Below are 24,802 nucleotides of genomic sequence, written 5' to 3' on the forward strand. Positions count from 1 at the left end.
AGCGTCCTACATGCTGAACTGCAACGCGTTGCTCAAATCCCCCATGGGTTTCTGGCCGCGGGCAATCATGGCGTCATCGCGTTGCTTGAGCCCGTCCAGGGTCTCCAGTTGGAAGACCCGCGTAATCAAGCGCAGGATCGACGCGGTGTCGTACACCGTATGGTCCACGGTGCCTTTGCGCGCGAAGGGCGAGACCACCAGCGCCGGAACCCGTGTGCCTGGGCCCCAGCGGTCGCCTTTGGGCGGGGCGACGTGATCCCACCAGCCGCCGTTTTCATCGACGGTCACCACCACCACCATGTTTTTCCACTGCGGGCTTTCCTGCAGCACCTTCAAGGCGCGGACGATATGGCGGTCGCCCGACGCCACGTCGGCGTAACCGGCGTGCATATTCAGGTTGCCCTGGGGCTTGTAGAAACTCACCGCCGGTAGCTTGCCGGCCTGGGCATCGGCGAAGAACTTATTGGTGCTCGCCTCATCGCCCAAACCGCCATCGCGCAGGCGCTTGTCACGCTCGGCACGGTTCTCGGGGCCCTGCTGCTTGAAATAGTTGAACGGCTGGTGGTGGTACTGGAAGTTAGGGATCTTCGGAATGCCGCCCGAATCCTTGAATTGATCCAGCGTCGCCTGCCACGCCCCGGCGTACCACGCCCAGTCGACGTTCTTTTTCGACAACTTGTCGCCGATATGTTCGTGGGTTTGCGGCACCAGCACGTTGGGCAGGTCGGCTTTTGCGTAGTCCGGGTTTTCCGGGTCACGAATCCAGGTCGGCCAATACGGCGGTGCCAGGGTGTTCACACCGTAGCCGTCCGGGGTCAGCGCGCTGGGGCCGAACTGCGGCGGGCCGGTCATGGCGCTGGCCGGGGATTTATCCAGCGGCTTGAGACGCGGGTCGGTGGGGTCATCGCTTTGCAGCGTGGCGATCTGCGCCTTGGCCACCGACTGCGCGGCATTCGGGTAGAACGGCGCGGTGGCGCTGATCAGGTATTGATGGTTGAGGAACGAGCCACCAAACGCGCCCTGGAAGAAGTTATCGCAGAGCACAAACTCCTTGGCGACATCCCACAGGCGCAGGGAATAACGGCTCTGGGCGTAATGGCCCATGACCAGGCCGCCAGCGTCGGCCCAGGCGACGAAACCGTCGTTCTTGCCGTCGTTGATCTGCATCTGGTTCTGGTAGAACACGTGCCACAAGTCGCGGGTGACCAGGCTCAACGGCAGGTCCTCGGCGTTCGGGCCCTTGAGGGCGAACGGGGCGTTGGGCAGGTTTTCCTGGAATTGCACTTCGCTGGGGTAAGTCACCCCGTCCACGCTTTGCGGGCCCACTTGCAGCACACCGCCCCAGGCCGGGGGCAGGGTGGTCAACAGGCTGCCGTCGCGGTCGCGCTGTTGCGTGTCGGCGGCGGAAAGCCCCGACAGCGGTTTCTCAACGCCTGGGAAGTCCGCAAACAGATTGTTGAAACTGCGGTTCTCGGCATAGATCACCACCACGGTCTTCACCTGGTCGTGCAATGCCTTGTCCAGCTCCTGGGGCGTGAGCGGCCGCGGCACCGGCTTGCCGGGTGCCTCACTGCTATTGCCGCAGGCACTCAACGTCGCGCCAACCCCCAAAACCGCCGCCCCCCCCAGGAAGCGCCGACGGCCGGTGTCTACCGGGGGTTGGGCTATGGCATCGGGGGAAGGGCGGTCTTCGTGATCATCACTCATTGCGGGGAGTCCTTGCTGACGAGATGTTGCAAGATATTTCGCAGGACGGTAGCAATGCAATGTGACGGAATTAAGGCAGCTGCAAGCTATGAGCTTCAAGCTTCAAGCTTCAAGCTTCAAGCTTCAAGCTTCAAGCTTCAAGCTTCAAGCTTGAGGCTTGAGGCTTGAGGCTTGAGGCTTGCAACTGATCCTACGGCATGACGGGCGGCAGATACTTCAATGTCGTCCCCAGCGCCCACAGCAGGAACAGCACCAACGGTGTGTGCACCAGCAACTGCACAAACGAAAACCCGATCAAATCCCGCGCCTTCAACCCCAGCACTCCCAGCAACGGCAGCATGTAGAACGGGTTGATCAGGTTCGGCAGCGCCTCGGCCGCGTTGTAGATCTGCACCGCCCAGCCCAGGTGGTACTGCAGGTCATTGGCCACTTGCATCACATAAGGCGCCTCAATGATCCACTTGCCGCCGCCTGACGGAATAAAGAAGCCCAGCACTGCCGAGTACACGCCCATCAGCAGGGCATACGTGTCGTGGGAGGCTATGGACGTGAAGAAGGTCGAGATATGGTGCGCCAGGGTCTGGCCGTCGCCGCCCTTGACCACGGTCATCAGCGCCGCAATCGAGCCGTACAGCGGGAACTGGATCAACACCCCGGTGGTGGTCGGCACTGCACGGGCCACCGCATCGAGGAAGCTGCGCGGGCGCCAGTGCAGCAGGGCGCCGACCATGATGAACAGGAAGTTGTAGGTGTTCAGCCCCGAAATCGCGCTGATCGCCGGCTTGGTCGAGAACTCATGGAACAACCAGCCCGCCGCCAGCAATGCCAGCAGAATGGTCAGCAACGGGCTGTGTTCCAACCATTCGCCGGGGCGGCTCGGTGGTTGCAGCTTGGGCAGGTTGAAGGCCGGGTCGACGCCACAGGCCTTGGCGTCACGGGCGCTGTTGGGGCCGGGCGCGGTGGCGTAGGCGATGATCAGCGACACCACGATCAGTGCCAGCAACAGCACACCGGATTGCCACAGGAAGATGGTGTCGGTAAACGGGATCACCCCGGTGATCGACAGGATCGACGGCGGCAAGCTGGCCGGGTTGGCCTGCAATTGTGCGGCTGACGACGACAGCCCCAGCGCCCACACCGCGCCCAACCCAAGATAGGCCGCCGCACCCGCAGCACGGTAGTCCATGCGCAAATCCGTACGACGGGCCAGCGCACGCACCAGCAAGCCACCGAACACCAGGGACAGGCCCCAGTTGAGCAATGACGCCACCATGGAGATCAACGCGACCCACGCCACGGCGGAGCGGCCGTTCTTCGGGATGCGTGCCAGGCGGTCGATCAGCTTGACCGCCGGTGGCGAGCTGGCGACCACGTAGCCACCGATCACCACGAAGGCCATCTGCATGGTGAACGGGATCAGGCTCCAGAACCCGTCGCCAAAGGCCTTGGCGGCTTCGGTCGGCGCGGCGCCCATGCCCAGGGTCGCCACGGCGACGATAATCACGGCGAGGGCGGCGAACACCCAGGAGTCCGGGAACCAGCGCTCGGCAAAGTTCGAGCAGCGCAGGGCAAAGCGGGCATAGCGGCTTTCTTCGATAGCATCGGCCACGAGTCTTTCCTCTTGTAGTTATTATGGTGTCGGCAATTTTTCGGCATGTTCCTCCACGGCCATTGATATGGGAATGCAGTTATCTTCATCGATCCATGAGGAAAACAAATATATCTGCCGCGATTGCCATCAACCGGCTCAGCTCATAACCTGCACGCCATTTTGTTTGTCTGCCGAGCCTCAACATGACTGCCACCTCTGTTCCACAGGCGCAGCGTTTTTCCCGCTCCGACTACAAAACCCTGGGCCTGGCCGCCCTGGGTGGCGCCTTGGAAATCTACGACTTCATTATCTTCGTGTTCTTTGCGCTGACCCTCAGCCAACTGTTCTTCCCGCCGGAAATGCCCGAGTGGCTGCGCCTGCTGCAAAGCTTCGGCATCTTCGTCACCGGTTACCTGGCGCGTCCGCTGGGCGGCATCCTGATGGCGCACTTCGCCGATCACCTGGGGCGCAAGCGTGTGTTCAGCCTGAGCATCCTGATGATGGCGTTGCCCTGCCTGCTGATCGGGATCATGCCCACCTACGCACAGATCGGTTATTTCGCACCGCTGATCCTGCTGGTGCTGCGCGTGCTGCAAGGTGCGGCGGTGGGCGGTGAAGTACCCAGCGCCTGGACTTTCGTCGCCGAACACGCACCGCGCAACCATCGTGGTTATGCCCTGGGCTTCCTGCAAGCCGGCCTGACCTTCGGCTACCTGCTCGGTGCGCTGACTGCCACGCTGCTGGCACAGGTCTTCACCCCGACCGAAATCCTCGACTATGCCTGGCGCTTCCCCTTCCTGCTTGGCGGTGTGTTCGGCGTGATCGGCGTGTGGCTGCGGCGCTGGCTCAGCGAAACCCCGGTCTTCCTCGAAATGCAGGCCCGCCGCCAGGCCGCTGCCGAGCTGCCGCTGCGCACCGTACTGCGTGACCATCGCGCCGTACTGTTGCCGGCGATGATCCTCACCTGCGTGCTCACGTCCGCCGTGGTGGTGCTGGTGGTCATCACCCCGACCATGATGCAGAAAACCTTCGGCATGAGCCCCAGCCACACCTTTGCCTTGAGCGCCCTGGGCATTGTCTTCCTGAATATCGGCTGCGTCCTCGCCGGCCTGCTGGTAGACCGCATCGGTGCCTGGCGCGCGGTGCTGGTCTACAGCCTGCTGCTGCCGGTGGGTATTTTCCTGCTGTACGCAAGCCTGATCAGCGGCGGCATCTGGCTTGGCGCGGCGTACGCGCTGGCGGGCTTGAGTTGCGGGGTGGTGGGTGCGGTGCCGTCGGTGATGGTCGGCCTGTTTCCGGCGCAGGTGCGGGTGTCGGGCATTTCCTTCACCTACAACATCGCTTACGCACTGTGGGCAAGTACCACGCCGCTGATGCTGATCGCGCTGATGCCGACCAGCCCGTGGATTTGCGTGGGGTATTGCGTGGTGATGGGCGCGGTTGGGGTGGGGTGTGTGACGCTGTTTGGCAAGCGCCACACCTTGGCGGCCTGAAGATCAGGTCAAGAAGTGCCACAGCACCAGCGTACCGACCAACCCGACCACCGAAACAATCGTCTGCAACACCGACCACACCCAAATCGTCTGTTTCAGCTGCAAGCCAAAGTACTCGCGCACCATCCAGAACCCCGCATCGTTGACGTGGCAGAAGAACACCGAGCCGGCGCCGATCGCCAGTGCCACCAGTGAGCTTTGTGTCGCCGCCAACCCGGCCATCATCGGTGCGAGGATGCCGGCGGTCGTGGTGGTGGCGACCGTGGCCGAGCCGGTGGCCTGGCGCAGCGCCACCGCGATCAACCAGGCCAGCAGCAGGTACGGCATGTGCGCGCCTTCGGCGACTTTGCTGATGGTCTGGCTGACGCCGGCGTCGAGCAGGGTTTGCTTGAGGCCGCCGCCGGCGCCGATGGTCAGCAGCAACACGGCGATGGGCGCGAGGGCCTTGCGCAGGGTGTTGCCGACCTCAGCGCGCGGCATCCCGGCGGCCCAGCCCAGGCAGATCACGGCGGCGATCACTGCCAGGCCCAGGGCGATCAGCGGTTCGCCGAGGAATTTCAGGGTCAGGCCCACGCTGCTTTCCGCTGGCAGCGCGACTTTGGCCAGGGTGCTGCCGAGCATCAGAATCACCGGCAACAGAATGATCAGCAATGACACGCCAAAGCTCGGCTGGCGCGGGGCCTTGGGCGGGGCGCTGAACAGCGCGCCGATGTCGGCCGGCTCATCCACATGCAGGCGCCTGGACAGCCAGTTGCCATAGAGCGGCCCGGCGAGGATCACCGCCGGCACCGCCAGGCAAAAGCCCAGCAACATGGTCAGGCCCAGGTCGGCGTGCAACGCGCCCACCGCAATCAGCGGCCCCGGGTGCGGTGGCATCAGGGCGTGTAAGGTGGTCATGCCCGCCAGCGCCGGGATGGCGATTTTCAACAGCGGCTGGTTCGAACGTTTGGCCATCACAAAGATGATCGGCACCATCATCACCAGGCCCACTTCAAAGAACAGCGGCAGGCCGATCACCATCGCCACCAGCGCCATCACCCATGGCAACGACTTGCCCTTGCCCAGCCCGAGCAGGGTGGTGGCGATGCGGTCGGCCGCGCCGGATTCCGCCATCAGCGCACCCAGCATCGAGCCCAGGGCAATGATGATCCCGGCCTCACCGAGGATCGCCCCGGCGCCCTTGCTGAAGGCCTTGGCCACTTCTTCTGCTGGCAGCCCGGCGCCGACCCCGGCGATAAAGGTGCCGATCAGGATCGACAGGAACGGCGGCAACTTGGTCGCGCTGATCAGCACGATGATGCTGGCGATGGCCAGCAGTACGCAGAGCATGAGACGGGTGTCGTGAACCATCCACGCGGCAGTCGATAACGCCAAGGCGAGACTCCTTATCGAACAGGTTGGGAGAATTGTTTCTTTTTGTTTCCTGCCTCAAAAGCATACCTGATAACGCCCGCCCCAGAGCCATTGCTGTCGGATTTGTAATCTTTGCTCCACCGCCCTGATAAGTCGCGCCCGCTACATTCTCCCGGCTTTTACTTTATGGGCGTGGAACTCTCGTTATGGCAATTTCCGTTAGAAAGCTGCTGGGGGCGACGCTGTTGTGGGGCGCCGCCAGCATTGCCCAGGCACAAACCCTCACCCTCGACGCCGCCCTGCAGACTGCCTTCGCCAACAACCCTGACCTGGCGGCTGCGCAATGGGACATCGAGATCGCCGCGGGCGGTCGCCAGCAGGCCGGGTTGATCCCCAATCCGGTGGCGTCCTGGGATGCCGAAGACACACGTCGCGATACGCGCACCACCACCCTCAAGCTCAGCCAAACCCTGGAACTGGGTGGCAAGCGCGGTGCTCGCATTGACGTGGCGACGCGTGCCCAGGACGCCGCCGCACTGGCCTTGGAACAGCGCCGCAATACGTTGCGCGCCGAGGTGATCGAGGGCTATTACGGCGCCCTGCGCGCCCAGGAACGTCTCGACCTGGCGCAACGCTCCCTGGCGTTGGCCGAGCGCGGCCTAGTGGTCGCCAACGGCCGCGTGACTGCCGGCAAATCCTCACCGGTGGAAGCCACGCGTGCCCAGGTGCAGCTGTCGGAAATCCGGCTCGAACTCAACCGCGCACACATGGGCCTCACCGACGCCTATCGTCGCCTGGCCGCCAGTACCGGCAGCGCGGCGACCGACTTCCAGGCCCTCGCCACGCCAAGCCACTCCACACCGCCGTTGCCGTCCGCCACGCACCTGTTGGCGCGCCTTGAACAGACCGCCGAACTGCGCCTGGCCGAACTGCAGATCGTGCAGAACGAAGCCCGCGTGGGCCTGGAAAAAGCCCAGCGCATCCCCGACCTGGATGTGTCCATCGGCAGTCAGTACGACGCCAGTGTGCGCGAGCGGGTGAACCTGGTCGGCGTGTCGATGCCGATTCCCTTGTTCAACCGCAACCAGGGCAATGTGCTCGCCGCCACGCGCCGTGCCGATCAGGCCCGCGACCTGCGCAACGCTGCTGAATTGCGCCTGCGTACCGAAACCCGCCAGGCCCTGGACCTGTGGCAAACCGCGAACAGCGAAGTGCGCGCATTCAACCAGCAGATCCTGCCCGCCGCCCAAAGCGCGGTGGACAGCGCCACTCGCGGCTTCGAGATGGGCAAGTTCAACTTCCTCGACGTGCTCGACGCCCAGCGCACCCTGATCGCGGCGCGCACCCAATACCTTGCGGCCACCGCCCAGGCCACCGATGCCTGGCTGCGCATCGAACGGATTTACGGCGACCTCGCCCGGTTTTGATTTTTTCTGGAGTGCCTTATGAACAAACGACACGGCGTGGCGCTTGCCGTCGCCTTGGGCCTGATGCTGTCCGGCGTGGCCAACGCCGAGGAAGAAGAAGGCACCCTCGAGCTGACTGAACAACAAATCCAGGCCGCCGGCATCGAGCTCGCCGAGGCCCAACCCCGGTCGATCAGCACATTGCTGACGCTGCCGGGGGAGGTGCGTTTCGATGAAGACCGCACCTCGCATATCGTCCCGCGCGCGGCCGGTGTGGTGGAGTCGGTGAAGGTCAATCTTGGCCAGGCGGTGAAGAAGGGCGAGCTGCTGGCGGTGATCGCCAGCCAGCAGATTTCCGACCAGCGCAGTGAGCTGGCGGCCAGCGAGCGTCGGGTTGAACTGGCGCGTATTACCTTCCAACGTGAACGCCAGCTGTGGCAGGACAAGATTTCCGCCGAGCAGGATTACCTGCTGGCGCGCCAAACCCTGCAAGAAGCCGAAATCGCGCTGAACAATGCCCGCCAAAAGATGACCGCGCTCAGCGGCAACACCGTGCTGGCCGGCGGCAATCGTTACGAACTGCGTGCGCCGTTCGCGGGCGTGGTGGTGGAAAAGCACCTCGGTGTCGGCGAGGTGGTGAGCGAGACCAGTAACGCCTTCACGCTGTCTGACCTGTCCCAGGTGTGGGTCACCTTCGGCGTATTTCCCAAGGATTTGAACAAGGTCCGGCTCGGCAAACCGGTGAAAGTCAGTTCCACGGAAATGGGCACCGACGTGCTGGGCACCGTGGCCTATGTCGGCAATTTGCTCGGCGAGCAAACGCGCACCGCCACCGTACGTGTGACGGTGCCCAACCCCGACGACGCCTGGCGCCCAGGACTGTTCGTCACCGTGCAACTGGCCACCGACACTTACCAGGCCAAGGTCACCGTGCCGCAAACGGCGATCCAGACCGTCGAGGAAAAACCATCGGTATTCGTACGCACCCCAGACGGTTTTATCACCCGCCATCTTGAGCTTGGCGCCAGTGAAAACGGCTACGTCGAAGTGCGCCAGGGCCTGGAGGCCGGAGCCCAGGTGGCCACCACCGGCAGCTTCATCCTCAAGTCCGAATTGGGCAAGGGCTCGGCCGAGCACGCCCATTGATCCTGCGAGTGATTTCCCATGTTTGAGCGCCTTATCCAATTCGCCATCGAGCAGCGCATCATCGTGCTGCTGGCGGTGCTGTTGATGGCCGGTGTCGGCATCGCCAGCTATCAGAAACTGCCCATCGACGCGGTGCCCGACATCACCAATGTGCAGGTGCAGATCAACTCGGCGGCGGCCGGTTTTTCGCCGCTTGAGACCGAGCAGCGCATTACCTTTCCCATCGAAACCGCGATGGCCGGCTTGCCGGGGCTGCAGCAGACCCGTTCGCTGTCACGCTCCGGCTTGTCCCAGGTGACGGTGATCTTCAAGGACGGCACCGACCTGTTCTTCGCCCGCCAGTTAGTCAACGAGCGCCTGCAAGTGGCTCGCGAGCAATTGCCTGTGGGGATTGAAACGGCGATGGGGCCGATTTCCACCGGCCTCGGGGAAATTTTCCTGTGGACCGTGGAGGCCGAAGAGGGCGCACGCAAGGACGACGGCACGCCCTACACGCCGACCGACCTGCGGGTGATCCAGGACTGGATCATCAAGCCGCAACTGCGCAACGTGCCTGGTGTGGCCGAGATCAACACCATCGGCGGCTTCGCCAAGGAATACCAGATCGCCCCCGACCCCAAGCGCCTGGCGGCCTATAACCTGACCTTGAACGATCTGGTCACGGCGCTGGAGCGTAACAACGCCAACGTCGGAGCGGGCTACATCGAGCGCAGCGGCGAGCAGCTGTTGATCCGCGCGCCGGGGCAGGTGGCGTCCATCGACGACATCGCCAATATCGTCATTACCACGTCCGACGGCACGCCGATCCGCGTGCGCAATGTCGCCCAGGTCGAGATCGGTCGTGAGCTGCGTACCGGCGCCGCCACGGAAAACGGCCGCGAAGTGGTGCTGGGCACGGTGTTTATGTTGATCGGAGAAAACAGCCGCACGGTGTCCCAGGCGGTGGCTTCCAGGCTCGAACAAATCAACCGTTCGCTGCCCGAAGGCGTGGTGGCGGTGACCGTCTACGACCGCACCAACCTCGTCGAAAAAGCTATTGCCACGGTGAAGAAAAATCTCTTCGAGGGTGCGCTGCTGGTGGTCGCGGTGCTGTTCCTGTTCCTGGGCAATATCCGCGCGGCGCTGATCACCGCGATGGTGATTCCCCTGGCGATGTTGTTCACCTTTACCGGCATGTTCACCCACAAAGTCAGCGCCAACCTGATGAGCCTCGGCGCGCTGGACTTCGGCATTATCGTCGACGGCGCGGTGGTGATCGTCGAGAACGCCATCCGCCGCCTGGCCCATGCGCAGCAGCGCCATGGCCGCCTGCTGACCCGCAGCGAGCGCCTGCACGAGGTGTTCGCGGCGGCCAAGGAAGCGCGGCGTGCGCTGATCTTCGGGCAACTGATCATCATGGTCGTGTACCTGCCGATCTTCGCCCTTACCGGGGTGGCCGGGAAGATGTTCCACCCCATGGCATTCACCGTGGTGATCGCGTTGTTGGGGGCGATGATTTTGTCGGTGACCTTCGTGCCTGCGGCGATTGCGCTGTTCGTGACCGGCAAGGTCAAGGAAGAAGAAAACCTGGTGATGCGTACCGCGCGCCGGGCCTATGGGCCGGTGCTGGATTGGGTGATGGCGCGCCGGCCACTGGTGTTCGGCTTGGCCGTGCTGACCATTGTTGCGTCGGGCGTGGTGGCCAGCCGCATGGGCAGTGAGTTTATCCCCAGTCTCAGCGAGGGCGACTTCGCCCAACAGGCCCTGCGCGTGCCCGGCACCAGCCTGACGCAATCGGTGCAGATGCAGCAGCAACTGGAAAAAACCTTGATGGCCCAGGTGCCGGAAATCGAGCGGGTATTTGCACGTACCGGCACGGCGGAAATCGCCTCCGACCCGATGCCGCCGAATATTTCCGACAGCTACGTGATGCTCAAACCGAAGGCGCAATGGCCGGATCCGAACAAATCCCGCGAAACCCTGATCGCCGATATCCAGCGCGCCAGTGCGATTGTGCCGGGCAGTGCGTACGAGCTGTCGCAACCGATCCAGCTGCGTTTCAACGAGCTGATTTCCGGGGTGCGCAGTGATGTGGCGGTGAAGGTATTCGGCGACGACATGGCGGTGCTCAACACCACCGCCGCAGACATTGCCGAGACCCTGCAAGGCCTCGATGGCGCTTCGGAAGTGAAGGTCGAACAGACGTCCGGCCTGCCGGTGCTGACCATCAATATCGACCGTGACAAAGCCGCGCGCTTTGGCCTGAATGTCGGCGATGTACAGGACACCATTGCCGTCGCCGTCGGTGGGCGTCAGGCCGGTACCCTGTATGAAGGTGACCGGCGTTTCGACATGGTCGTGCGCTTGTCCGACGCACTGCGTACTGATATCGACGGCTTGTCGCGGCTGTTGATTCCAGTGCCGGCGCTGGCCGGGAGTGCGGCGGGGCAGTTGGGGTTCATTGCGTTGTCCCAGGTCGCCAGCCTGGACCTGGTGCTCGGCCCGAACCAGATCAGCCGCGAGAACGGCAAGCGCCTGGTGATCGTCAGTGCCAACGTGCGCGGCCGGGATATGGGGTCGTTCGTGGAAGAGGCCGAGGCTGCACTCACGGCGCAAGTGAAAGTGCCAGCGGGTTACTGGACCACCTGGGGCGGCCAGTTCGAACAGTTGAAGGAAGCCGCCGAGCGTTTGCAGATCGTTGTGCCGGTGGCGTTGCTGCTGGTGTTCGGGTTGCTGTTCATGATGTTCAACAACCTCAAGGACGGGCTGCTGGTGTTTACTGGGATTCCGTTCGCGTTGACCGGCGGGATCATGGCGCTGTGGCTGCGCGATATTCCATTGTCGATCTCGGCAGGCGTGGGCTTTATCGCCTTGTCCGGCGTGGCGGTGCTCAACGGCCTGGTGATGATTGCCTTCATCCGCAACCTGCGCGAGGAAGGGCGTTCGCTGTCGGTGGCTATCCACGAGGGCGCGCTGACCCGCCTGCGTCCGGTATTGATGACCGCACTGGTGGCCTCCCTGGGGTTTATCCCCATGGCCCTGGCCACCGGCACCGGCGCCGAAGTGCAGCGTCCGTTGGCGACGGTGGTGATCGGCGGGATCATTTCTTCTACCTTGCTGACCTTGCTGGTGCTGCCGGCGTTGTACCAGTGGGCCCATCGCAAGGAAGAGGAAACACCAGGCTGAACCGTGTAAACCGGCCTGGCTGGCTGCTGACGTCGGCGTGCCCCTGATGCAGCTGCATGATCGACTGCACAATGGCCAGCCCCAGCCCCGTGCCACCTTCGGCGCGGGTACGGCTGCTGTCGGCGCGGTAGAAACGTTCGAACAGATGCGGCAGGTGGTGCGCTTCGATGCCGCGCCCGGGGTTGCCCACCGACAACGCCACGCTCTGGTCGTAGGTCTCCACCAGCAGCAGCACGCTGGAGCCTTCGGGCGTATGGCGGATGGCATTGGACAGCAGGTTGGAAATCGCCCGCTGGATCATCAGGCGATCGCCCGTCACCCAGGCGTCGCCGCGCAGGCTGAGGGTCACGTGTTTGTCTTCGGCGCTGAGGGCGAACAGCGCCATCACCCGTTGTGCTTCTTCACCCAATGACACCGGGCCAAACCCGGCCCGCGCCGCCGGATGGCTGACCTGGGCCAGGAACAGCATGTCGGAGACGATGCGCGACAGGCGTTCCATTTCCTCGGTGCAGGATTCCAGCCCCGCCTTGTACTCCTCCGAGGGCCGTTCGCGGGACAGGGTCACCTGGGCCTTGCCCATCAGGTTGGTCAGCGGCGCGCGCAGTTCGTGGGCGAGGTCGTCGGAGAACTGCGACAGCTGCTGCACACCGGCGTCCAGGCGACGCAGCATTACGTTGATGCTTTGCGCCAACTCGCCCAGCTCCTGGGGCAGGTTGTCGATGGATAAACGGTGGGTCAGGTCCTGGGTCGTTACCTGGGCCGCGACATGGCTGAACTGCTTCAACGGTTCCAACCCACGCTGCACCAGCCACCAGGCGCCCATGCCAATCAGGATCAACAGCATCGGCAGGGCGATGAGGGTAGCGCGCAGGTAGGCACTGAGCAGCGCCTGGTCATCCCTGCGGTCCAGCGACAGCAACACCCGTACGCGCTCGCCGCTGGCCAGGCGCATCAGGCTGGAGGCGCTGAGTACCTGGTTGCCGTCCTGGTCTTGCCAGTTGAGGTAACCGAGGGTTTCCCGGGGGGAAAAGTCGGTCAGCAACGGTTCCTGGGGTTTGGCACCGACACTGAGCAGCACCGCGTTATCGGGTGCGGTACCGACGATGGTCAGGTAGAAATTGTCGTGGCCCATCACCAGGTCCAGCAACGAGTGGGGGCGGGCTTTGATTGCGTGGGTGTCCAGGCCCAGCGCGAGGCTGTGCTGGAGCTGTTCCATCTTGCTTTCCAGGCCTTTGCGCGCGAGCTTTTCCAGCTCATGGGTCAAGGCCAGGTAGGCCAGGGTCGCCAGCAGCACCACCAGCCCGGCGCCCATGAGGCTGACCGTCAGCCCCAGGCGCATCGACAGGCTGCTGGTCCTCATTGGCGCGCCTCCAGCACATAACCCACGCCGCGAATGGTGTGGATCAATTTGACCTCGCTCTGGTCATCGACCTTGCCCCGCAGGCGGCTGATGGAGACCTCGACCACGTTGGTGTCGCAGTCGAAGTTCATGTCCCACACCAGCGAGATGATCTGCGTGCGGGTCATTACCTCGCCGGCCTGGCGCATCAACACGTGCAGCAGGGCGAACTCCTTGGTGGTCAGGTCGATGCGCCGGCTGCCGCGATAGGCGCGATGGCGACGCGGGTCCAGCTCCAGGTCCGCGACGCGCAGCACATCCGGCAGCGGGATATGTTCGCTGCGGCGCAGCAAGGTGCGCACACGGGCCAGCAGCTCGGGGAACTCGAAGGGTTTGACCAGGTAATCGTCGGCGCCCATGTCCAGGCCCTTGATCTTGTCGGCCAGGCGGCCACGCGCGGTCAGCATCATCACGCGCTGGTTGCCGTCCCGGCGCAGTTGTTCCAGTACCTCCCAGCCGTCGGTGTTGGGCAGGTTCACGTCGAGGATCACCAGTTCGTAGGTGTGCTGCCGGGCCAGGTGCAGGCCGTCGATGCCGCTGGCGGCGCAATCGACGACGTAGCCACTTTCGGTCAGGCCTTGCTGCAAGTAATCGGCGGTTTTCTGCTCGTCCTCAACCACAAGGATACGCATGGGGATTTACCTTCAAGGAAAACGAAAGGAGATGGCCTCATAGAGGCTTGAATAGGCTGTAGGAAAACTCTGAAGCCTGGAGTAGCTTTAGGGTCAAGCCGCGTCAGGCCGGTGCGACGATTCGTCACTGACCGGGCACGCAAAAAAAACGCCCCGGCTGGGGCGTATAAAATTCATCTCTGTTCCAAAGGAGCTACACAAAAGCCGCAGAGATGAGAGGTGTTCGATGCGCAGTATAAAAAGTGCAACTTAACGAGAAGGTGAGGCCGATATTACAGTTCTGACAGACTTCAACCTGTGAAGAGATGTAGGGCATCGGCAAGTGAATGTAAGCGCGTCTTAAAGCACCGCCAGTGGGTATTCGATAATGACGCGGACTTCTTCAAGGTCGGACTCGAATGAACTCGAGCGCACGGTGGCCTGGCGCAGCCGCAGCGATAAGTCCTTCAAGTTGCCGCTTTGCACCACGTACTTGGCTTCGATATCCCGCTCCCAACGGCGTTGGTCGGTGAGCGGATCGCCGGCGGCATCGCGGCGCATATACACTGCGTTGGCGTTGCTGTAGTCGGCGCCGGTGCCCTTGCCGTAGCGGGTCATGAACGACAGGCCGGGAATGCCGAATGGCTGCATGTCCAGGTCGTAGCGCAGCATCCACGAGCGCTCCTTGGGCGAGTTGAAGTCGCTGTACTGGATCGAGTTGTTGAGGAAGATCGAGTCCGACTGACGCAGGTAATCGAAGTCGTCATCGCCGTTGTTGCGCTGGTGCGACACAGCCAGGCTGTGGGCACCCACCTTCACGCCGAGCCGGGCGCTCCAGATGCTGTTATCGAATTCACCCAGCAGCTTTTTGCCTTCGTCCACGGCCTTGTAGTAGTTGATGTCGCCGAACAGCGAGACGTCTTCGTTCAGCGGGTAACTGGCGGCGCTGCCGACGTAGTACTGGTCCCAGGCGTCCTTCAGGCGGCTGCTGTACAGGCTCAGGCTGAGGTGTTTGTTGAGTTGGTAATCACCACCGGCATAGCCGATCCAGGGCGAGTCCACGGGGCCTGCATAAAACGTCGCAAAGCCCTTGTTCATGCCGCTTTCGTTGGGCTGGCTCATGCCGCTCAGACGCCCGCCCTGCAAGGTCAGGCCTTCCAGGCTGGTGTTCTGCAACGTCACGCCACGGAAGCTTTCCGGCAACACCCGCGAATCGCCGTAGGCCACCACGGGGGTCAGCGGGAACACGTCGCCGGCCTTGATCACCGTGTCCAATACCCGCAGTTTCGCCGCGCCGCCGACCTTGCTGTAGTTGTCTTCGGGATGGTTGTTGCTGTCCACCGGCAGCACGCCGAACGAACCCTTGCCGCCGCTGCGGCCGGTGCCCGAGTCGAGCTTCACGCCGACCATGGCGAAGGCGTCCAGGCCAAAGCCTACGGTGCCTTGGGTGAAGCCGGATTCGAATTTACCGATCAGTCCCTGGGCCCAGGCTTCGGAATAGCCGTTACCGGTGGGGCTGGATTGGCCCTTGCGGTCATCGCGGTTGAAGTAAAAATTGCGCGCCAGCACGTTCACGCTGCTGCCTTCGATAAACCCTTCAGGTTTGTCTTCCGCGGCCACGGCTGCCAGGGGCAATGTGGCGATCAGTGAAAGGGGAAGGGTGTAGTAACGGATCCGCATGTTTCGCTCCTCGGTGTTGGCAGTTATCAGCTTCTTATGGAGGCGGGCGTTCTTATTGATCTGGCCCGGGCTGATAGTTGCAAACCGTGGATAACGATTGGGTGGCGTGAACATTACAATTCTGGAAGCTCGTCGCCACCTAACAAATAAGTAATGTTCTGGTGAACATCGCGTCAGGATTGGTTCGTTAGTCTCGGTACTGAACTTTCAGTCGAGGAACAGGTGATGAACTTTTCTACCGCAGGCGTAGGTGTATTAACGGCCGTCCTGTCATTTGGTGCATTGGCCGAAGGCGGGGGTGACCGGACCTTTGCCCTGATGATGGAGCGCAATGAAAAAGCCATGGCCGCCTACGCCGAGAAAAACGGTAAGCCGGCGCCCCAGGTCCAGGTGTATCGCTATGGCATGGACCTGGACATTGCCAAGGTGGTCAACGTGACGCCGCCGATCCGCGCGTGCAGTACCGTGCCTTCGCGCATGACCTATGAAGACTCCAGCGGCAAGCTCACTACGCTGGAGTATCAAGTCATGGGGGTGTGCCGGAATAACGGCAGTTAATGGCGTCAAAAAAAAGAGTGGGGTGTAGCACCTGAGTTCGCTTCAGAAACAGCCAATAGGGCCGATGCAGCTCTGATACTTCTCTCCCATCGACCTCGGTGCCCTATGTTTAACACCCGCTTGAAGCAGGAGCTGTCCGCTCTTCGCGAAGAACTGTCCAGCTTGCAACAGGTCAGGGAGAGCCTGGAAAGCGAAATGCTCTGCCTGACGCTGGACGCAGAAGGTCGGGTTGAATGGGCCAATGCCAACTTTCTGCAGGAACTGGTCTACCAGAGTTCCACGCTGCTGGGGCGCCCTATCGAAGATCTGGTGCCCGCCCATGTGCGCCAGGACGAATTCCAGCAGCGCTTCAAGAACGCCCTGCTGCGCGGTGAGCATTTCGCCGGCGCCGTACGCCTGATGCGCGGCAACGGGCAGGAAGCCTGGTTGCGCTCGATTGTGCAGCCGGTGCGCAGTTCCGATGGGCGCATCAAGCACTTTTCGATTTACTCCAGCGACCTCACCCGCACCATCGAAGCGTCGCGCGAGCATGAAAACCTGATCACCGCGCTGGTGCGTTCCACCGCCGTGATCGAGTTCGACCTGGATGGGCATGTGCTGACCGCGAACGACCGTTTCCTCAGCGGCATGGGCTACAGCCTGGCGCAGATCCAGGGCAAGCATCACCGTATCTTCTGTGAGCCGCAGGAGTACAACAGCGCCGAGTACCAGCATTTCTGGAAACGCCTGAACGCCGGAGAATTCGTCGCAGCGCGCTTCAAGCGTGTGGACAGCCATGGCCGCGTGGTGTGGCTGGAAGCCACCTACAATCCGGTGCTGGACGCCAATGACCGTTTGTACAAAGTGGTCAAGTTCGCCACGGTGATTACCGATCAGGTCAATCGGGAGCAAGCCGTGGCCGAGGCCGCGAACATTGCCTACAGCACCTCGTTGCATACCGACGACAGCGCCCAGCGCGGTACCACCGTGGTGACGCAGGCGGTGGAGGTGATGCGCGACCTGGCCACGCACATGCAGGCGGCGGGTGAAGGCATCGAGGCACTGAACGCGCAATCCCAAGTGATCGGCACCATCGTCAAGACCATCAGCGGCATTGCCGAACAGACCAATTTGCTGGCGCTCAACGCGGCCATCGAAGCGGCACGTGCCGGCGAGCAAGGCCGGGGCTTTGCGGTGGTGGCCGATGAGGTGCGCCAGTTGGCATCACGGACCAGCAAAGCCACCGAGGAAATTGTTGGTGTGGTGCGTCAGAACCAGGATATGGCCCGCGACGCGGTGGCCCTGATGACCGACGGCCGCCTGCAAGCCGAGCAAGGCCTGGCCCTGGCGGCGGAAGCGGGCACGGTGATCGTGGAGATCCAGGACGGCGCACAGAAGGTGGTCAGCGCCGTAGGACAATTCGCTAACCAACTGTCGAGCTGATCCATAGGGCTGATGCTTGAGGTATCGTAGGTTTTTTCGTTTGAAGAGCCGATCCTCCATGAGCCCTACCCACTGCCGCCCCGTTCCGTTGCCCAAGGCCTACCGTTTGCTCAATCACGGGCCAACCGTACTGGTGAGCGCGGCCCACAACGGCCAGCGCAATATCATGGCGGCCGCCTGGGCCATGCCGCTGGATTTCGAACCGCCGAAAGTCGCCGTTGTGCTGGACAAGTCCACCTGGACTCGCCAATTGCTGGAAGGCGCCGGCAGCTTCGTGCTGCAGGTGCCCTGTGTGGCCCAGGTCGACCTCGTGCAGACGGTCGGCAATACCACCGGTACCGAGGGCGACAAATTCGCTGCTTATGGCCTGCAAACCTTCAGCGGTGAACACAGCGACGCGCCCTTGCTGGAAGGCTGCGTAGCGTGGCTGGAATGTCGCCTGCTGCCCGAGCCCCACAACCAGCAGACCTATGACCTGTTCCTCGGCGAAGTGGTCGCAGCCTATGCCGATGAGCGAGTATTCAGCGAAGGCCGCTGGCACTTCGAAGGGCATGATCAGTTACGCACCTTGCACCATGTAGCGGGTGGGCATTTCCTGAGCATCGGCGAGCCCATCGATGGGCATTCGCTATAAGCGCACTCAGCGCCCGAGCATCTTCACCCATCGCGACGGCGGCATACCGTAGGTGCTGCGAAATTGCCGGGTCATGTGGCTCTGGTCGGTGAAGCCGGCGGTCAGCGCCGCGTCCACCAGCGACTGCCCCTGCGCCAGCAGACTGCGCACCAGGTCCAGCCGGCGCATCGTCAGGTAGCGATAGGGGCTGGTGCCGAACAGCACGCGAAAATCCCGCGACAATGCCCAGCGGTCGCGGCCGGCGTGGTCGGCCATTTCGTCCAGGGTGATGCTGCGGCCCAGGGCGCTGTGGATAAACTCCCGGGCGCGCTCGGCGGCGACGTAATCGAACGCCTTGCGGCTGACGATGGCGCCCGCGGCGTTGCTCAGCGCGTGGGCCAGGTCGAACATCGCGTCCTGTTCCTGCAACGGGTCGATGGGGTTATCCAGGTTTTGCAGCAGCACATCGCTGGCGCGGAACAGCCTGGGGTCAGTGGACAAGCCGCCGGGGATAAACGGCAACGGCTTGCCGCCAAGGATCTGCTGGATCAGCGACGGCTCCACGTAAATCATCCGGTATTTGAAACCCTCGTCACTGCCGGCGTGGCCGTCGTGGGTCTCATCGGGATGAAGCACCATGGTGGTGCCGGGCAGGCTGTGGATCATGTCGCCGCGGTAGTGAAAACTCTGTACGCCAGACAAGGTACGCCCGATGGCATAAGTGTCATGGCGATGGGGGTCGAAGGCGAAACCGGCGAAGTACGCCTCGATACGGTCCAGGCCGCTGGCATGGGGGGCACGGTGCAGCCAGTCGAAGTTGCGGGTCGGTTTGCCCATGGTGGCTTGTCACAAAAAGAGGTGGAAACACGTTAACCCAGTCTGCATCCCTTGTCTGCCGGGGTCTTGTACGATTGTGCAGGTGGCGGGCGAGGTCTATGCTCCCTGCTCGTGCCCTGCGCTGATGGAACCGCCCAATGGAATTTATCAACCCCACCTATGTAGCGCCTCTGGTCTCGCTGGCCCTGCTGTGGACGGTGGCGGTGGTGACGCCGGGTCCCAACTTCTTCAACACCGCGCAGTTGGCCGCCAGTTGTTCGCGCCGTCATGGCGTAGTGGCGTCGGCGGGCGTGGCCACCGGCACGATCATGTGGGGGCTGGCGGGTGGGCTGGGCATCAAGTCGCTGTTTACCGCCGCCCCCATGTTGTACCTGGCGTTCAAGATCATCGGCGGCTGCTACCTGATTTACCTGGGGCTGAAACTGTTCAAGCGCTCGACACCGGCGATGGGCCAGAGCCTGTTGCCGGACGAAGCGCGCCGCTCGTTGTTTTCCGCCTGGCGCCTGGGGTTGCTGGGCAACCTGTCCAACCCCAAGGCCGCGTTGTTCGTCGCCACCATCTTCGCGTCCACCATGCCACTGTCGCCATCCCCCGCGCTGCTGGCCCTGGCGGTGATCACCATGGCCAGCTTGTCGTTCAGCTGGTATGCCTGCGTGGCGCTGGTGTTTTCCAGTGCGCACATGGCCAACCTCTACAGTCGTTCGCGCAAGTGGCTCGACCGTTTTGCCGGCGGTTGCTACGTGCTGTTCGGCGCCCATCTGGTAGCGAATCGCTGACCGTCCGTGGTAAGAAGCCTTACTTTCAACAGTGAGGCCGGGTCATGAGCAAGGTGCGGGTAGGGATTATTTTTGGTGGCCGTTCGGCCGAGCACGAAGTCTCGTTGCAGTCGGCGCGCAATATTGTCGACGCACTCGACCGCACCCGCTTCGAGCCGGTTTTGATCGGCATCGACAAGGCCGGCCACTGGCACCTCAACGACACCTCGAACTTCCTGATCAACCAGGAAAACCCGGCGCTCATCGCCCTCAACCAATCCAACCGCGAACTGGCGGTGGTGCCCGGCAAGGCCAGCCAGCAGGTGGTGGAAACCTCCGGCAACGACCTGCTCGCACACATCGACGTGATCTTCCCCATCGTCCACGGCACCCTCGGCGAAGACGGCTGCCTGCAAGGCCTGCTGCGCATGGCTGACCTGCCTTTCGTTGGCTCCGACGTGCTCGGCTCGGCGGTGTGCATGGACAAGGACATCAGCAAACGCCTGCTGCGCGATGCCGGCATTGCTGTGACGCCGTTCATCACCCTGACCCGCAGCAACGCCGGGCGTACTTCCTTTGAAACAGCGGTGAATAAACTCGGCCTGCCGATGTTCGTCAAACCGGCCAACCAGGGTTCTTCGGTGGGCGTGAGCAAGGTTGGCAACGAGGCTGAGTACCACGCCGCCGTTGAACTGGCCCTGGGTTTTGATCAAAAGGTGCTGGTGGAGTCGGCGGTCCAGGGCCGCGAAATTGAATGCGCCGTGCTGGGCAACGAAAACCCTGTGGCCAGCGGCTGCGGCGAGATCGTGGTGAACAGCGGCTTTTACTCCTACGACAGCAAATACATCGACGGCCAGGCGGCCCAGGTGGTGGTGCCGGCCGACATCAGCCATGAATCCAGTGAGCGGATCCGCCGCTTGGCTCTTGAGGCGTTTGAGGTGTTGGGGTGCGCAGGGTTGGCGCGGGTCGATGTGTTCCTGACCGACGATGGTGAAGTGCTGATCAACGAAATCAACTCACTGCCCGGCTTCACTCGCATCAGCATGTACCCCAAGCTGTGGCAGGCAGCGGGCATGAGCTACAGCGAGCTGGTGAGCCGGTTGATCGAGCTGGCGTTGGAGCGGCATGCGGGGCGTAAGGGCTTGAAGATCAGCCGTTGATCCTCATGGAGTGGCCAGTAACGCCATCAGGCGTTACTGAGGACTTCCCGAAAAACGTCTGGTCTTATGGCCGCAATATGCAGCAGTGAGCGTGCTGCGCCGGAGGGGGAACGACGCCCCTGTTCCCACTCCTGAAGGGTCCTTACCGAAACCCCCAAAAGCTCGGCAAATTTGGGTTGCGACAGTCCTGTCTTGCTTCTTGCTTCGGCAGCTTGAGTGATTTCGATCTGCTGCACGGCGCCGTAGCGTCCTGCTTTAACATCCTGAATAGCGTTCAGTAATTCTTCGCCGATATTGCGTTTGGCGTCACGTTCCTGCAGTTGTTTATCAGTGAGAGGCATGGTTCATCTCCTTCGCAATTTTGTACAGAATGTGCGCTGGAATATTCTCCGTAGCGCCCTTGCCGTAAATCTCTGAAGACATGTAGAGGATTTGAGAAAGAGTGTTGTAGGCCTTCTCCTATCAGTCTGTGCGAGCAATCCACGAATAAATCAACGTCTTCGCTTCCTCCGGCTGATGCGTCCTTCTGCGGTAGCTGGCAAACGTCGGCGACGTGCAGTAGGTGCACACCTCGCTCACTTCGATCTGCTCACGCTTGATGCCCGCCGCTTGCAGCAGCAACAACCCATACCCGCTCAAGTCAAACCACGCACTGCCTGCTTGCCTTGCATGGGGCGGATTGATTTGCGGGGACCGCAGCGGTGCCGGTTGCACGAAGCGCCACGGTGCCTGGGCGTGTTGCCACAGGTGCCCTTGGTCACTCTGGAACTCGGCGATAAAGCCTTCGCTCACTTCATAACAGCACGGCTTGATCGAGGGGCCGATAGCCACTTGCAGCTGGTCGGCTGCAATCCCTTCGGCGGCAAAGCGCTGCATGACGTTGGCGATAATCCCGCGTTGCAGCCCCTTCCAGCCGCCATGGACTGCGGCCACCCGTTCGCCCGTTTTCGACGCGAACAGAATGGGCAGGCAATCTGCGGTGATCACCGCGATCGGGTGAGCGTGGTGCGTCAACACCCCATCGGCCTCGATCGTATTGGCCACCTGGCCCGCCTGCCATTCAATCACCGAGGCGCTGTGCACTTGCTTGCAGATGAACACTTCATCCGGGCGCAGCGGGTCGTCGATCGAACAGAAACCGTGGTCGATGCCAGGGATGGCAGCGAGATTTTCAGCCTGATGCAAGGGATCATCTCCGTTCAATAAAGTCAGTCGCCCAGCGCTTCGCCTTCGCGCCGAGGGTCGGCGCCGCCGCTGAGCGACACCTTACCCTGGGCGTCCCGCTTGAGCACGATGGCCTGGATGCCGCTGGTCATGTCTATCTCGCTCAGCTCATGGCCCTTGTCCTTCAGCACTTGCTTCAGGCCTGGGCTGAACAAGCCCGCCTCCAGCTCGGTAGCCCCATTGCGGCTGCCGAAGTTGGGTAGGCTGATGGCGGCTTGCGGGTCGAGGTTCCAGTCGAGCATCGCCACCAGGGATTTGCTCACGTACTCGATGATTTGCGAGCCGCCCGGCGAACCGAGCGTGGCCAGCAACTCACCGCTCTTGCGGTCGAACACCAGGGTCGGCGCCATCGCCGAGCGCGGGCGTTTACCGGGTTGTACGCGGTTGGCGACCGGCTGGCCGTTTTCTTCGGGGATGAATGAGAAGTCGGTCATCTGGTTATTGAGCAAGAAGCCCTGGACCATCACATGGGAACCGAACGCGGCTTCCACCGTGGTGGTCATCGACACGGCGCCGCCCAGGTCATCTACGGCGACGACTTGTGACGTGGAGATGCGCAGCGGCGAACGGTCCGGTGCATACGCGACTTGAATACCGGCCGGTCGGCCTGGCTTGGCGATGCCCATGCTGCGCTCGCCGATCAGCGTGGCACGCTGTGCCAGGTAGTTCGGGGCCACGAGGCCGGCCACCGGCACCGGTGTGAAGTCCGCATCGGCCACGTACAGCGCGCGGTCGGCAAAGGCCAGGCGACCGGCTTCGGCGATCAGGTGTACGGCCTCGGGCGTGGGCTCAAGCCCGGCAGGCGAGGCGCTGTTTATCGGTGTCATCGGCGCGATGGCCAGGTGCGGGTCGCGGGCTTCCAGGGCCTGCAATGTGCCGAGCATCTGCGCGACCGCAATCCCGCCTGAGGACGGCGGCGGCATGCCGCAGACTTTCCAGCGCTTGTAATCGGTGCACAACGGCGCGCGTTCCTTGGCGACGTAGCCCTTGAGGTCTGCTTGAGTCAGGCTGCCGGCATTGCGGTTGCCTTGCACCTTGCGCGCAATCTCGTCGGCAATCGGCCCGTGGTACAGGGCGTCCGGTCCTTCCTTGGCAATGCGTTTGAACACAGCGGCCAGCGCCGGGTTTTTCAGCCGTGTACCGGTGGCTTTAGGCGTGCCATCGGCATTCAGAAAGTAGGCTGCCATCTCCGGCGATTGAGGGATAAAGCGGTCAGCGGCGATCAGGCTGTGCAAACGCGGTGAAATTGCGAAGCCCTGCTCCGACAAGCGAATCGCCGGCTCGAACAACTGGGCCCATTGCAGGCGGCCGGTCTTCCTATGGGCCATTTCCAGGGCCCGCAGCACCCCGGGCGTGCCCACTGAACGCCCGCCGATCTGCGCGTCGGTGAAGGTCATCGGCATGCCGTCGGCGTTCAGGAACAACCGCTCGGTCGCCCCGGCCGGAGCCGTTTCCCGGCCGTCATAGGCGTGCACGTTTTTCCCATCCCACAGCATGATGAACGCACCGCCGCCAATGCCGGAGGATTGTGGTTCAACCAGGGTCAACACCGCCTGCATCGCAATGGCGGCGTCAATGGCCGAGCCGCCCTGGCGCAACATCTCGCGTCCGGCCTCGGCCGCCAGCGGGTTGGCGGCGGCGGCCATATGGCGCTCGGCATGGCGGGTGCTGAGGTCGGTGCGATAGCCCGAGCCCAACTCCGGTGCCGGTGGTTGGTCGTTGACCGGGGTGTGGCAGGCAGCCAGGGCAAGGGCTGCCGCCATGAGCGACAGTTGGCGGCGGGAAATCGAAAACACGTGCTGAACTCCGTTCATTGTGCGAATGATCTGTTGTCCGTGGGGCGCTGCGGTTTACAGGTAAATCGTGCCTTGCATGTACAACACTGCCTTGCCGGAAATAATCACGCGGTCGCCCTGCAGCTCGCAGTGCAACTGACCCTTGCGCTGGCCCCCTTGCTCGGCCGTCAAGTGCGATTTGCCCAGGCGCTCGGCCCAGAACGGTGCCAGCGAGGTGTGTGCCGAGCCGGTGACCGGGTCTTCATCGATCCCCACATTCGGCCCGAACCAGCGTGAAATAAAATCAAACCGGGTGCCCTTGGCGGTGACTGCTATCCCGCGCTTGGGCAGGCCCTTGAGCTGCGCAAAGTCAGGCGTCAGCGCGGCGACCTGGGCTTCGTCGTCCACCAGCACGATGTAGTCATCGGTGCTGAACACGTCGGCGCTCTCGATCCCCAGGGCACTCAACATTCCGGCGGGCGGTTCGCAGCGCTGTGGTTGCCGGGCGGGGAAATCCATCGCCAGTTCATCGCCATTGCGCGTCACCCGTAGCTCGCCGCTGCGGGTGGCAAAGCGCAGCACCTGGGGTGCATCCGCCAGTGCGTGAATCAACACCCACGCCGTCGCCAGCGTGGCATGGCCGCACAGGTCGACTTCGACTTGCGGGGTAAACCAGCGCAACTCGTAGAACCCATCGCGGGGCACGAAGTAGGCGGTTTCGGAGAGGTTGTTTTCGGCGGCGATATGCTGCAGTTGCTCATCGGGCAGCCACTCGGTGAGCGGGCACACCGCGGCAGGGTTGCCGCCGAAGGCATGTTGGCTGAAGGCGTCGACTTGGTAGATGTCCAGTTTCACCGTGAAGCACTCCGTGCGTGGGGGGAGGCTGGACACTAACAGTGGCAAGGGA

At 62.7% G+C, this 24,802-nt stretch carries 19 protein-coding genes and 2 pseudogenes; 10 read left to right on the forward strand and 11 right to left on the reverse strand.

Going from position 1 to position 24,802, the window contains the following annotated elements:
- Window positions 1-6: 6 nt before the first annotated feature.
- Together BB029_RS04840 and BB029_RS04845 are read right to left on the reverse strand one after the other, a co-directional pair.
- Window positions 7-1,707 (reverse strand): acid phosphatase, encoded by a 1,701-nt coding sequence (locus BB029_RS04840; RefSeq protein WP_065938404.1) that lies wholly within the window; start codon window positions 1,705-1,707, stop codon window positions 7-9.
- Between the two features lie 190 nt (window positions 1,708-1,897).
- Window positions 1,898-3,316 carry a short-chain fatty acid transporter gene (locus tag BB029_RS04845; protein WP_065938405.1) on the reverse strand — a complete coding sequence of 473 codons (1,419 nt, stop codon included), beginning with the start codon at window positions 3,314-3,316 and terminating at the stop codon, window positions 1,898-1,900.
- Window positions 3,317-3,501: 185 nt separating this feature from the next.
- Here BB029_RS04845 and BB029_RS04850 point away from each other — a divergent pair, with 185 nt between their 5' ends.
- Window positions 3,502-4,791, forward strand: coding sequence for an MFS transporter (locus BB029_RS04850; RefSeq protein ID WP_065938406.1), 1,290 nt, complete (start codon window positions 3,502-3,504; stop codon window positions 4,789-4,791).
- Between the two features lie 3 nt (window positions 4,792-4,794).
- Here the strand turns inward: BB029_RS04850 and BB029_RS04855 are convergent, their stop codons facing one another.
- Entirely contained in the window at window positions 4,795-6,165 is a 1,371-nt protein-coding gene (locus tag BB029_RS04855; protein WP_065938407.1) for a gluconate:H+ symporter, read from the reverse strand.
- Window positions 6,166-6,350: 185 nt separating this feature from the next.
- On the opposite strand from BB029_RS04855, the gene BB029_RS04860 reads away from it, so the two are divergent.
- From BB029_RS04860 to BB029_RS04870, 3 genes are read left to right on the forward strand one after another with little or no spacing between them, the layout of a single operon-like run.
- Window positions 6,351-7,571, forward strand: coding sequence for a TolC family protein (locus BB029_RS04860; protein WP_065938408.1), 1,221 nt, complete (start codon window positions 6,351-6,353; stop codon window positions 7,569-7,571).
- 18 nt (window positions 7,572-7,589) lie between these two features.
- Window positions 7,590-8,696, forward strand: a complete 1,107-nt coding sequence (locus tag BB029_RS04865; protein WP_065938409.1) for an efflux RND transporter periplasmic adaptor subunit — start codon at window positions 7,590-7,592, stop codon at window positions 8,694-8,696.
- A gap of 18 nt (window positions 8,697-8,714) precedes the next feature.
- The gene (locus BB029_RS04870; protein ID WP_065938410.1) at window positions 8,715-11,861 is read left to right on the forward strand and encodes a CusA/CzcA family heavy metal efflux RND transporter; all 3,147 of its coding nucleotides are present in this window, start codon (window positions 8,715-8,717) and stop codon (window positions 11,859-11,861) included.
- On the opposite strand, the gene BB029_RS04875 is transcribed toward BB029_RS04870, so the two are convergent.
- The 3 genes from BB029_RS04875 to BB029_RS04885 all read right to left on the reverse strand — a co-directional run bounded on the left by BB029_RS04875 (window position 11,785) and on the right by BB029_RS04885 (window position 15,551).
- Complete coding sequence (locus BB029_RS04875; protein ID WP_065938411.1) at window positions 11,785-13,221, reverse strand: heavy metal sensor histidine kinase; 1,437 nt, start codon at window positions 13,219-13,221, stop codon at window positions 11,785-11,787. The genes BB029_RS04870 and BB029_RS04875 overlap by 77 nt on opposite strands.
- Window positions 13,218-13,892 (reverse strand): heavy metal response regulator transcription factor, encoded by a 675-nt coding sequence (locus tag BB029_RS04880; RefSeq protein WP_027606942.1) that lies wholly within the window; start codon window positions 13,890-13,892, stop codon window positions 13,218-13,220. Before BB029_RS04880 ends, BB029_RS04875 begins: the two co-directional genes overlap by 4 nt.
- A 339-nt stretch (window positions 13,893-14,231) precedes the next feature.
- Entirely contained in the window at window positions 14,232-15,551 is a 1,320-nt protein-coding gene (locus BB029_RS04885) for an OprD family porin (RefSeq protein ID WP_065938412.1), read from the reverse strand.
- Window positions 15,552-15,776: 225 nt separating this feature from the next.
- Here BB029_RS04885 and BB029_RS04890 point away from each other — a divergent pair, with 225 nt between their 5' ends.
- The 4 genes and pseudogenes from BB029_RS04890 (at window position 15,777) to BB029_RS04900 (ending at window position 18,165) form a co-directional block, all read left to right on the forward strand.
- Complete coding sequence (locus BB029_RS04890; RefSeq protein ID WP_065938413.1) at window positions 15,777-16,109, forward strand: DUF2790 domain-containing protein; 333 nt, start codon at window positions 15,777-15,779, stop codon at window positions 16,107-16,109.
- A gap of 195 nt (window positions 16,110-16,304) precedes the next feature.
- Window positions 16,305-16,991 (forward strand): annotated as a pseudogene (locus BB029_RS34095) (PAS domain-containing protein); the annotation flags it as partial.
- A gap of 111 nt (window positions 16,992-17,102) precedes the next feature.
- Window positions 17,103-17,531: pseudogene (locus tag BB029_RS34100) on the forward strand (methyl-accepting chemotaxis protein); the annotation flags it as partial.
- Between the two features lie 58 nt (window positions 17,532-17,589).
- Complete coding sequence (locus tag BB029_RS04900) at window positions 17,590-18,165, forward strand: flavin reductase family protein (RefSeq protein WP_065938414.1); 576 nt, start codon at window positions 17,590-17,592, stop codon at window positions 18,163-18,165.
- 6 nt (window positions 18,166-18,171) lie between these two features.
- Here BB029_RS04900 and BB029_RS04905 read toward each other — a convergent pair whose 3' ends face one another.
- Window positions 18,172-18,981, reverse strand: coding sequence for an AraC family transcriptional regulator (locus tag BB029_RS04905; protein WP_065938415.1), 810 nt, complete (start codon window positions 18,979-18,981; stop codon window positions 18,172-18,174).
- A 137-nt stretch (window positions 18,982-19,118) separates the two neighbouring features.
- Here BB029_RS04905 and BB029_RS04910 point away from each other — a divergent pair, with 137 nt between their 5' ends.
- Window positions 19,119-19,757, forward strand: a complete 639-nt coding sequence (locus tag BB029_RS04910) for a LysE family transporter (protein WP_065938416.1) — start codon at window positions 19,119-19,121, stop codon at window positions 19,755-19,757.
- A gap of 44 nt (window positions 19,758-19,801) precedes the next feature.
- The gene (gene ddlA / locus BB029_RS04915) at window positions 19,802-20,896 is read left to right on the forward strand and encodes a D-alanine--D-alanine ligase (protein WP_065938417.1); all 1,095 of its coding nucleotides are present in this window, start codon (window positions 19,802-19,804) and stop codon (window positions 20,894-20,896) included.
- Window positions 20,897-20,922: 26 nt separating this feature from the next.
- Here ddlA and BB029_RS04920 read toward each other — a convergent pair whose 3' ends face one another.
- The 4 genes from BB029_RS04920 to BB029_RS04935 form a co-directional block, all read right to left on the reverse strand.
- Window positions 20,923-21,237, reverse strand: coding sequence for a DNA-binding transcriptional regulator (locus tag BB029_RS04920; RefSeq protein WP_065938418.1), 315 nt, complete (start codon window positions 21,235-21,237; stop codon window positions 20,923-20,925).
- Window positions 21,238-21,358: 121 nt separating this feature from the next.
- Window positions 21,359-22,081, reverse strand: coding sequence for a peptidoglycan editing factor PgeF (gene pgeF, locus BB029_RS04925; RefSeq protein ID WP_065938419.1), 723 nt, complete (start codon window positions 22,079-22,081; stop codon window positions 21,359-21,361).
- Between the two features lie 23 nt (window positions 22,082-22,104).
- Window positions 22,105-23,934 carry a gamma-glutamyltransferase gene (gene ggt, locus BB029_RS04930; protein ID WP_065938420.1) on the reverse strand — a complete coding sequence of 610 codons (1,830 nt, stop codon included), beginning with the start codon at window positions 23,932-23,934 and terminating at the stop codon, window positions 22,105-22,107.
- 36 nt (window positions 23,935-23,970) lie between these two features.
- Window positions 23,971-24,750, reverse strand: coding sequence for a PhzF family phenazine biosynthesis protein (locus BB029_RS04935; RefSeq protein WP_065938421.1), 780 nt, complete (start codon window positions 24,748-24,750; stop codon window positions 23,971-23,973).
- Window positions 24,751-24,802: the final 52 nt, after the last annotated feature.

The organism is Pseudomonas sp. S3E12, from assembly GCF_001702295.1.
GTDB classification, from domain to species: Bacteria; Pseudomonadota; Gammaproteobacteria; order Pseudomonadales; family Pseudomonadaceae; genus Aquipseudomonas; species Aquipseudomonas marginalis.

Bases quoted from the DNA above. Each gene is read 5' to 3' on its own strand.
- BB029_RS04890 (WP_065938413.1), top strand. From the start codon at position 15,777: ATGAACTTTTCTACCGCAGGCGTAGGTGTATTAACGGCCGTCCTGTCA.
- BB029_RS04840 (WP_065938404.1), bottom strand. From the start codon at position 1,707: ATGAGTGATGATCACGAAGACCGCCCTTCCCCCGATGCCATAGCCCAA.
- ddlA (WP_065938417.1), top strand. From the start codon at position 19,802: ATGAGCAAGGTGCGGGTAGGGATTATTTTTGGTGGCCGTTCGGCCGAG.
- BB029_RS04910 (WP_065938416.1), top strand. From the start codon at position 19,119: ATGGAATTTATCAACCCCACCTATGTAGCGCCTCTGGTCTCGCTGGCC.
- BB029_RS04870 (WP_065938410.1), top strand. From the start codon at position 8,715: ATGTTTGAGCGCCTTATCCAATTCGCCATCGAGCAGCGCATCATCGTG.
- BB029_RS04860 (WP_065938408.1), top strand. From the start codon at position 6,351: ATGGCAATTTCCGTTAGAAAGCTGCTGGGGGCGACGCTGTTGTGGGGC.
- BB029_RS04900 (WP_065938414.1), top strand. From the start codon at position 17,590: ATGAGCCCTACCCACTGCCGCCCCGTTCCGTTGCCCAAGGCCTACCGT.
- BB029_RS04920 (WP_065938418.1), bottom strand. From the start codon at position 21,237: ATGCCTCTCACTGATAAACAACTGCAGGAACGTGACGCCAAACGCAAT.
- BB029_RS04905 (WP_065938415.1), bottom strand. From the start codon at position 18,981: ATGGGCAAACCGACCCGCAACTTCGACTGGCTGCACCGTGCCCCCCAT.
- BB029_RS04875 (WP_065938411.1), bottom strand. From the start codon at position 13,221: ATGAGGACCAGCAGCCTGTCGATGCGCCTGGGGCTGACGGTCAGCCTC.
- BB029_RS04865 (WP_065938409.1), top strand. From the start codon at position 7,590: ATGAACAAACGACACGGCGTGGCGCTTGCCGTCGCCTTGGGCCTGATG.
- BB029_RS04885 (WP_065938412.1), bottom strand. From the start codon at position 15,551: ATGCGGATCCGTTACTACACCCTTCCCCTTTCACTGATCGCCACATTG.
- ggt (WP_065938420.1), bottom strand. From the start codon at position 23,934: ATGAACGGAGTTCAGCACGTGTTTTCGATTTCCCGCCGCCAACTGTCG.
- BB029_RS04880 (WP_027606942.1), bottom strand. From the start codon at position 13,892: ATGCGTATCCTTGTGGTTGAGGACGAGCAGAAAACCGCCGATTACTTG.
- BB029_RS04850 (WP_065938406.1), top strand. From the start codon at position 3,502: ATGACTGCCACCTCTGTTCCACAGGCGCAGCGTTTTTCCCGCTCCGAC.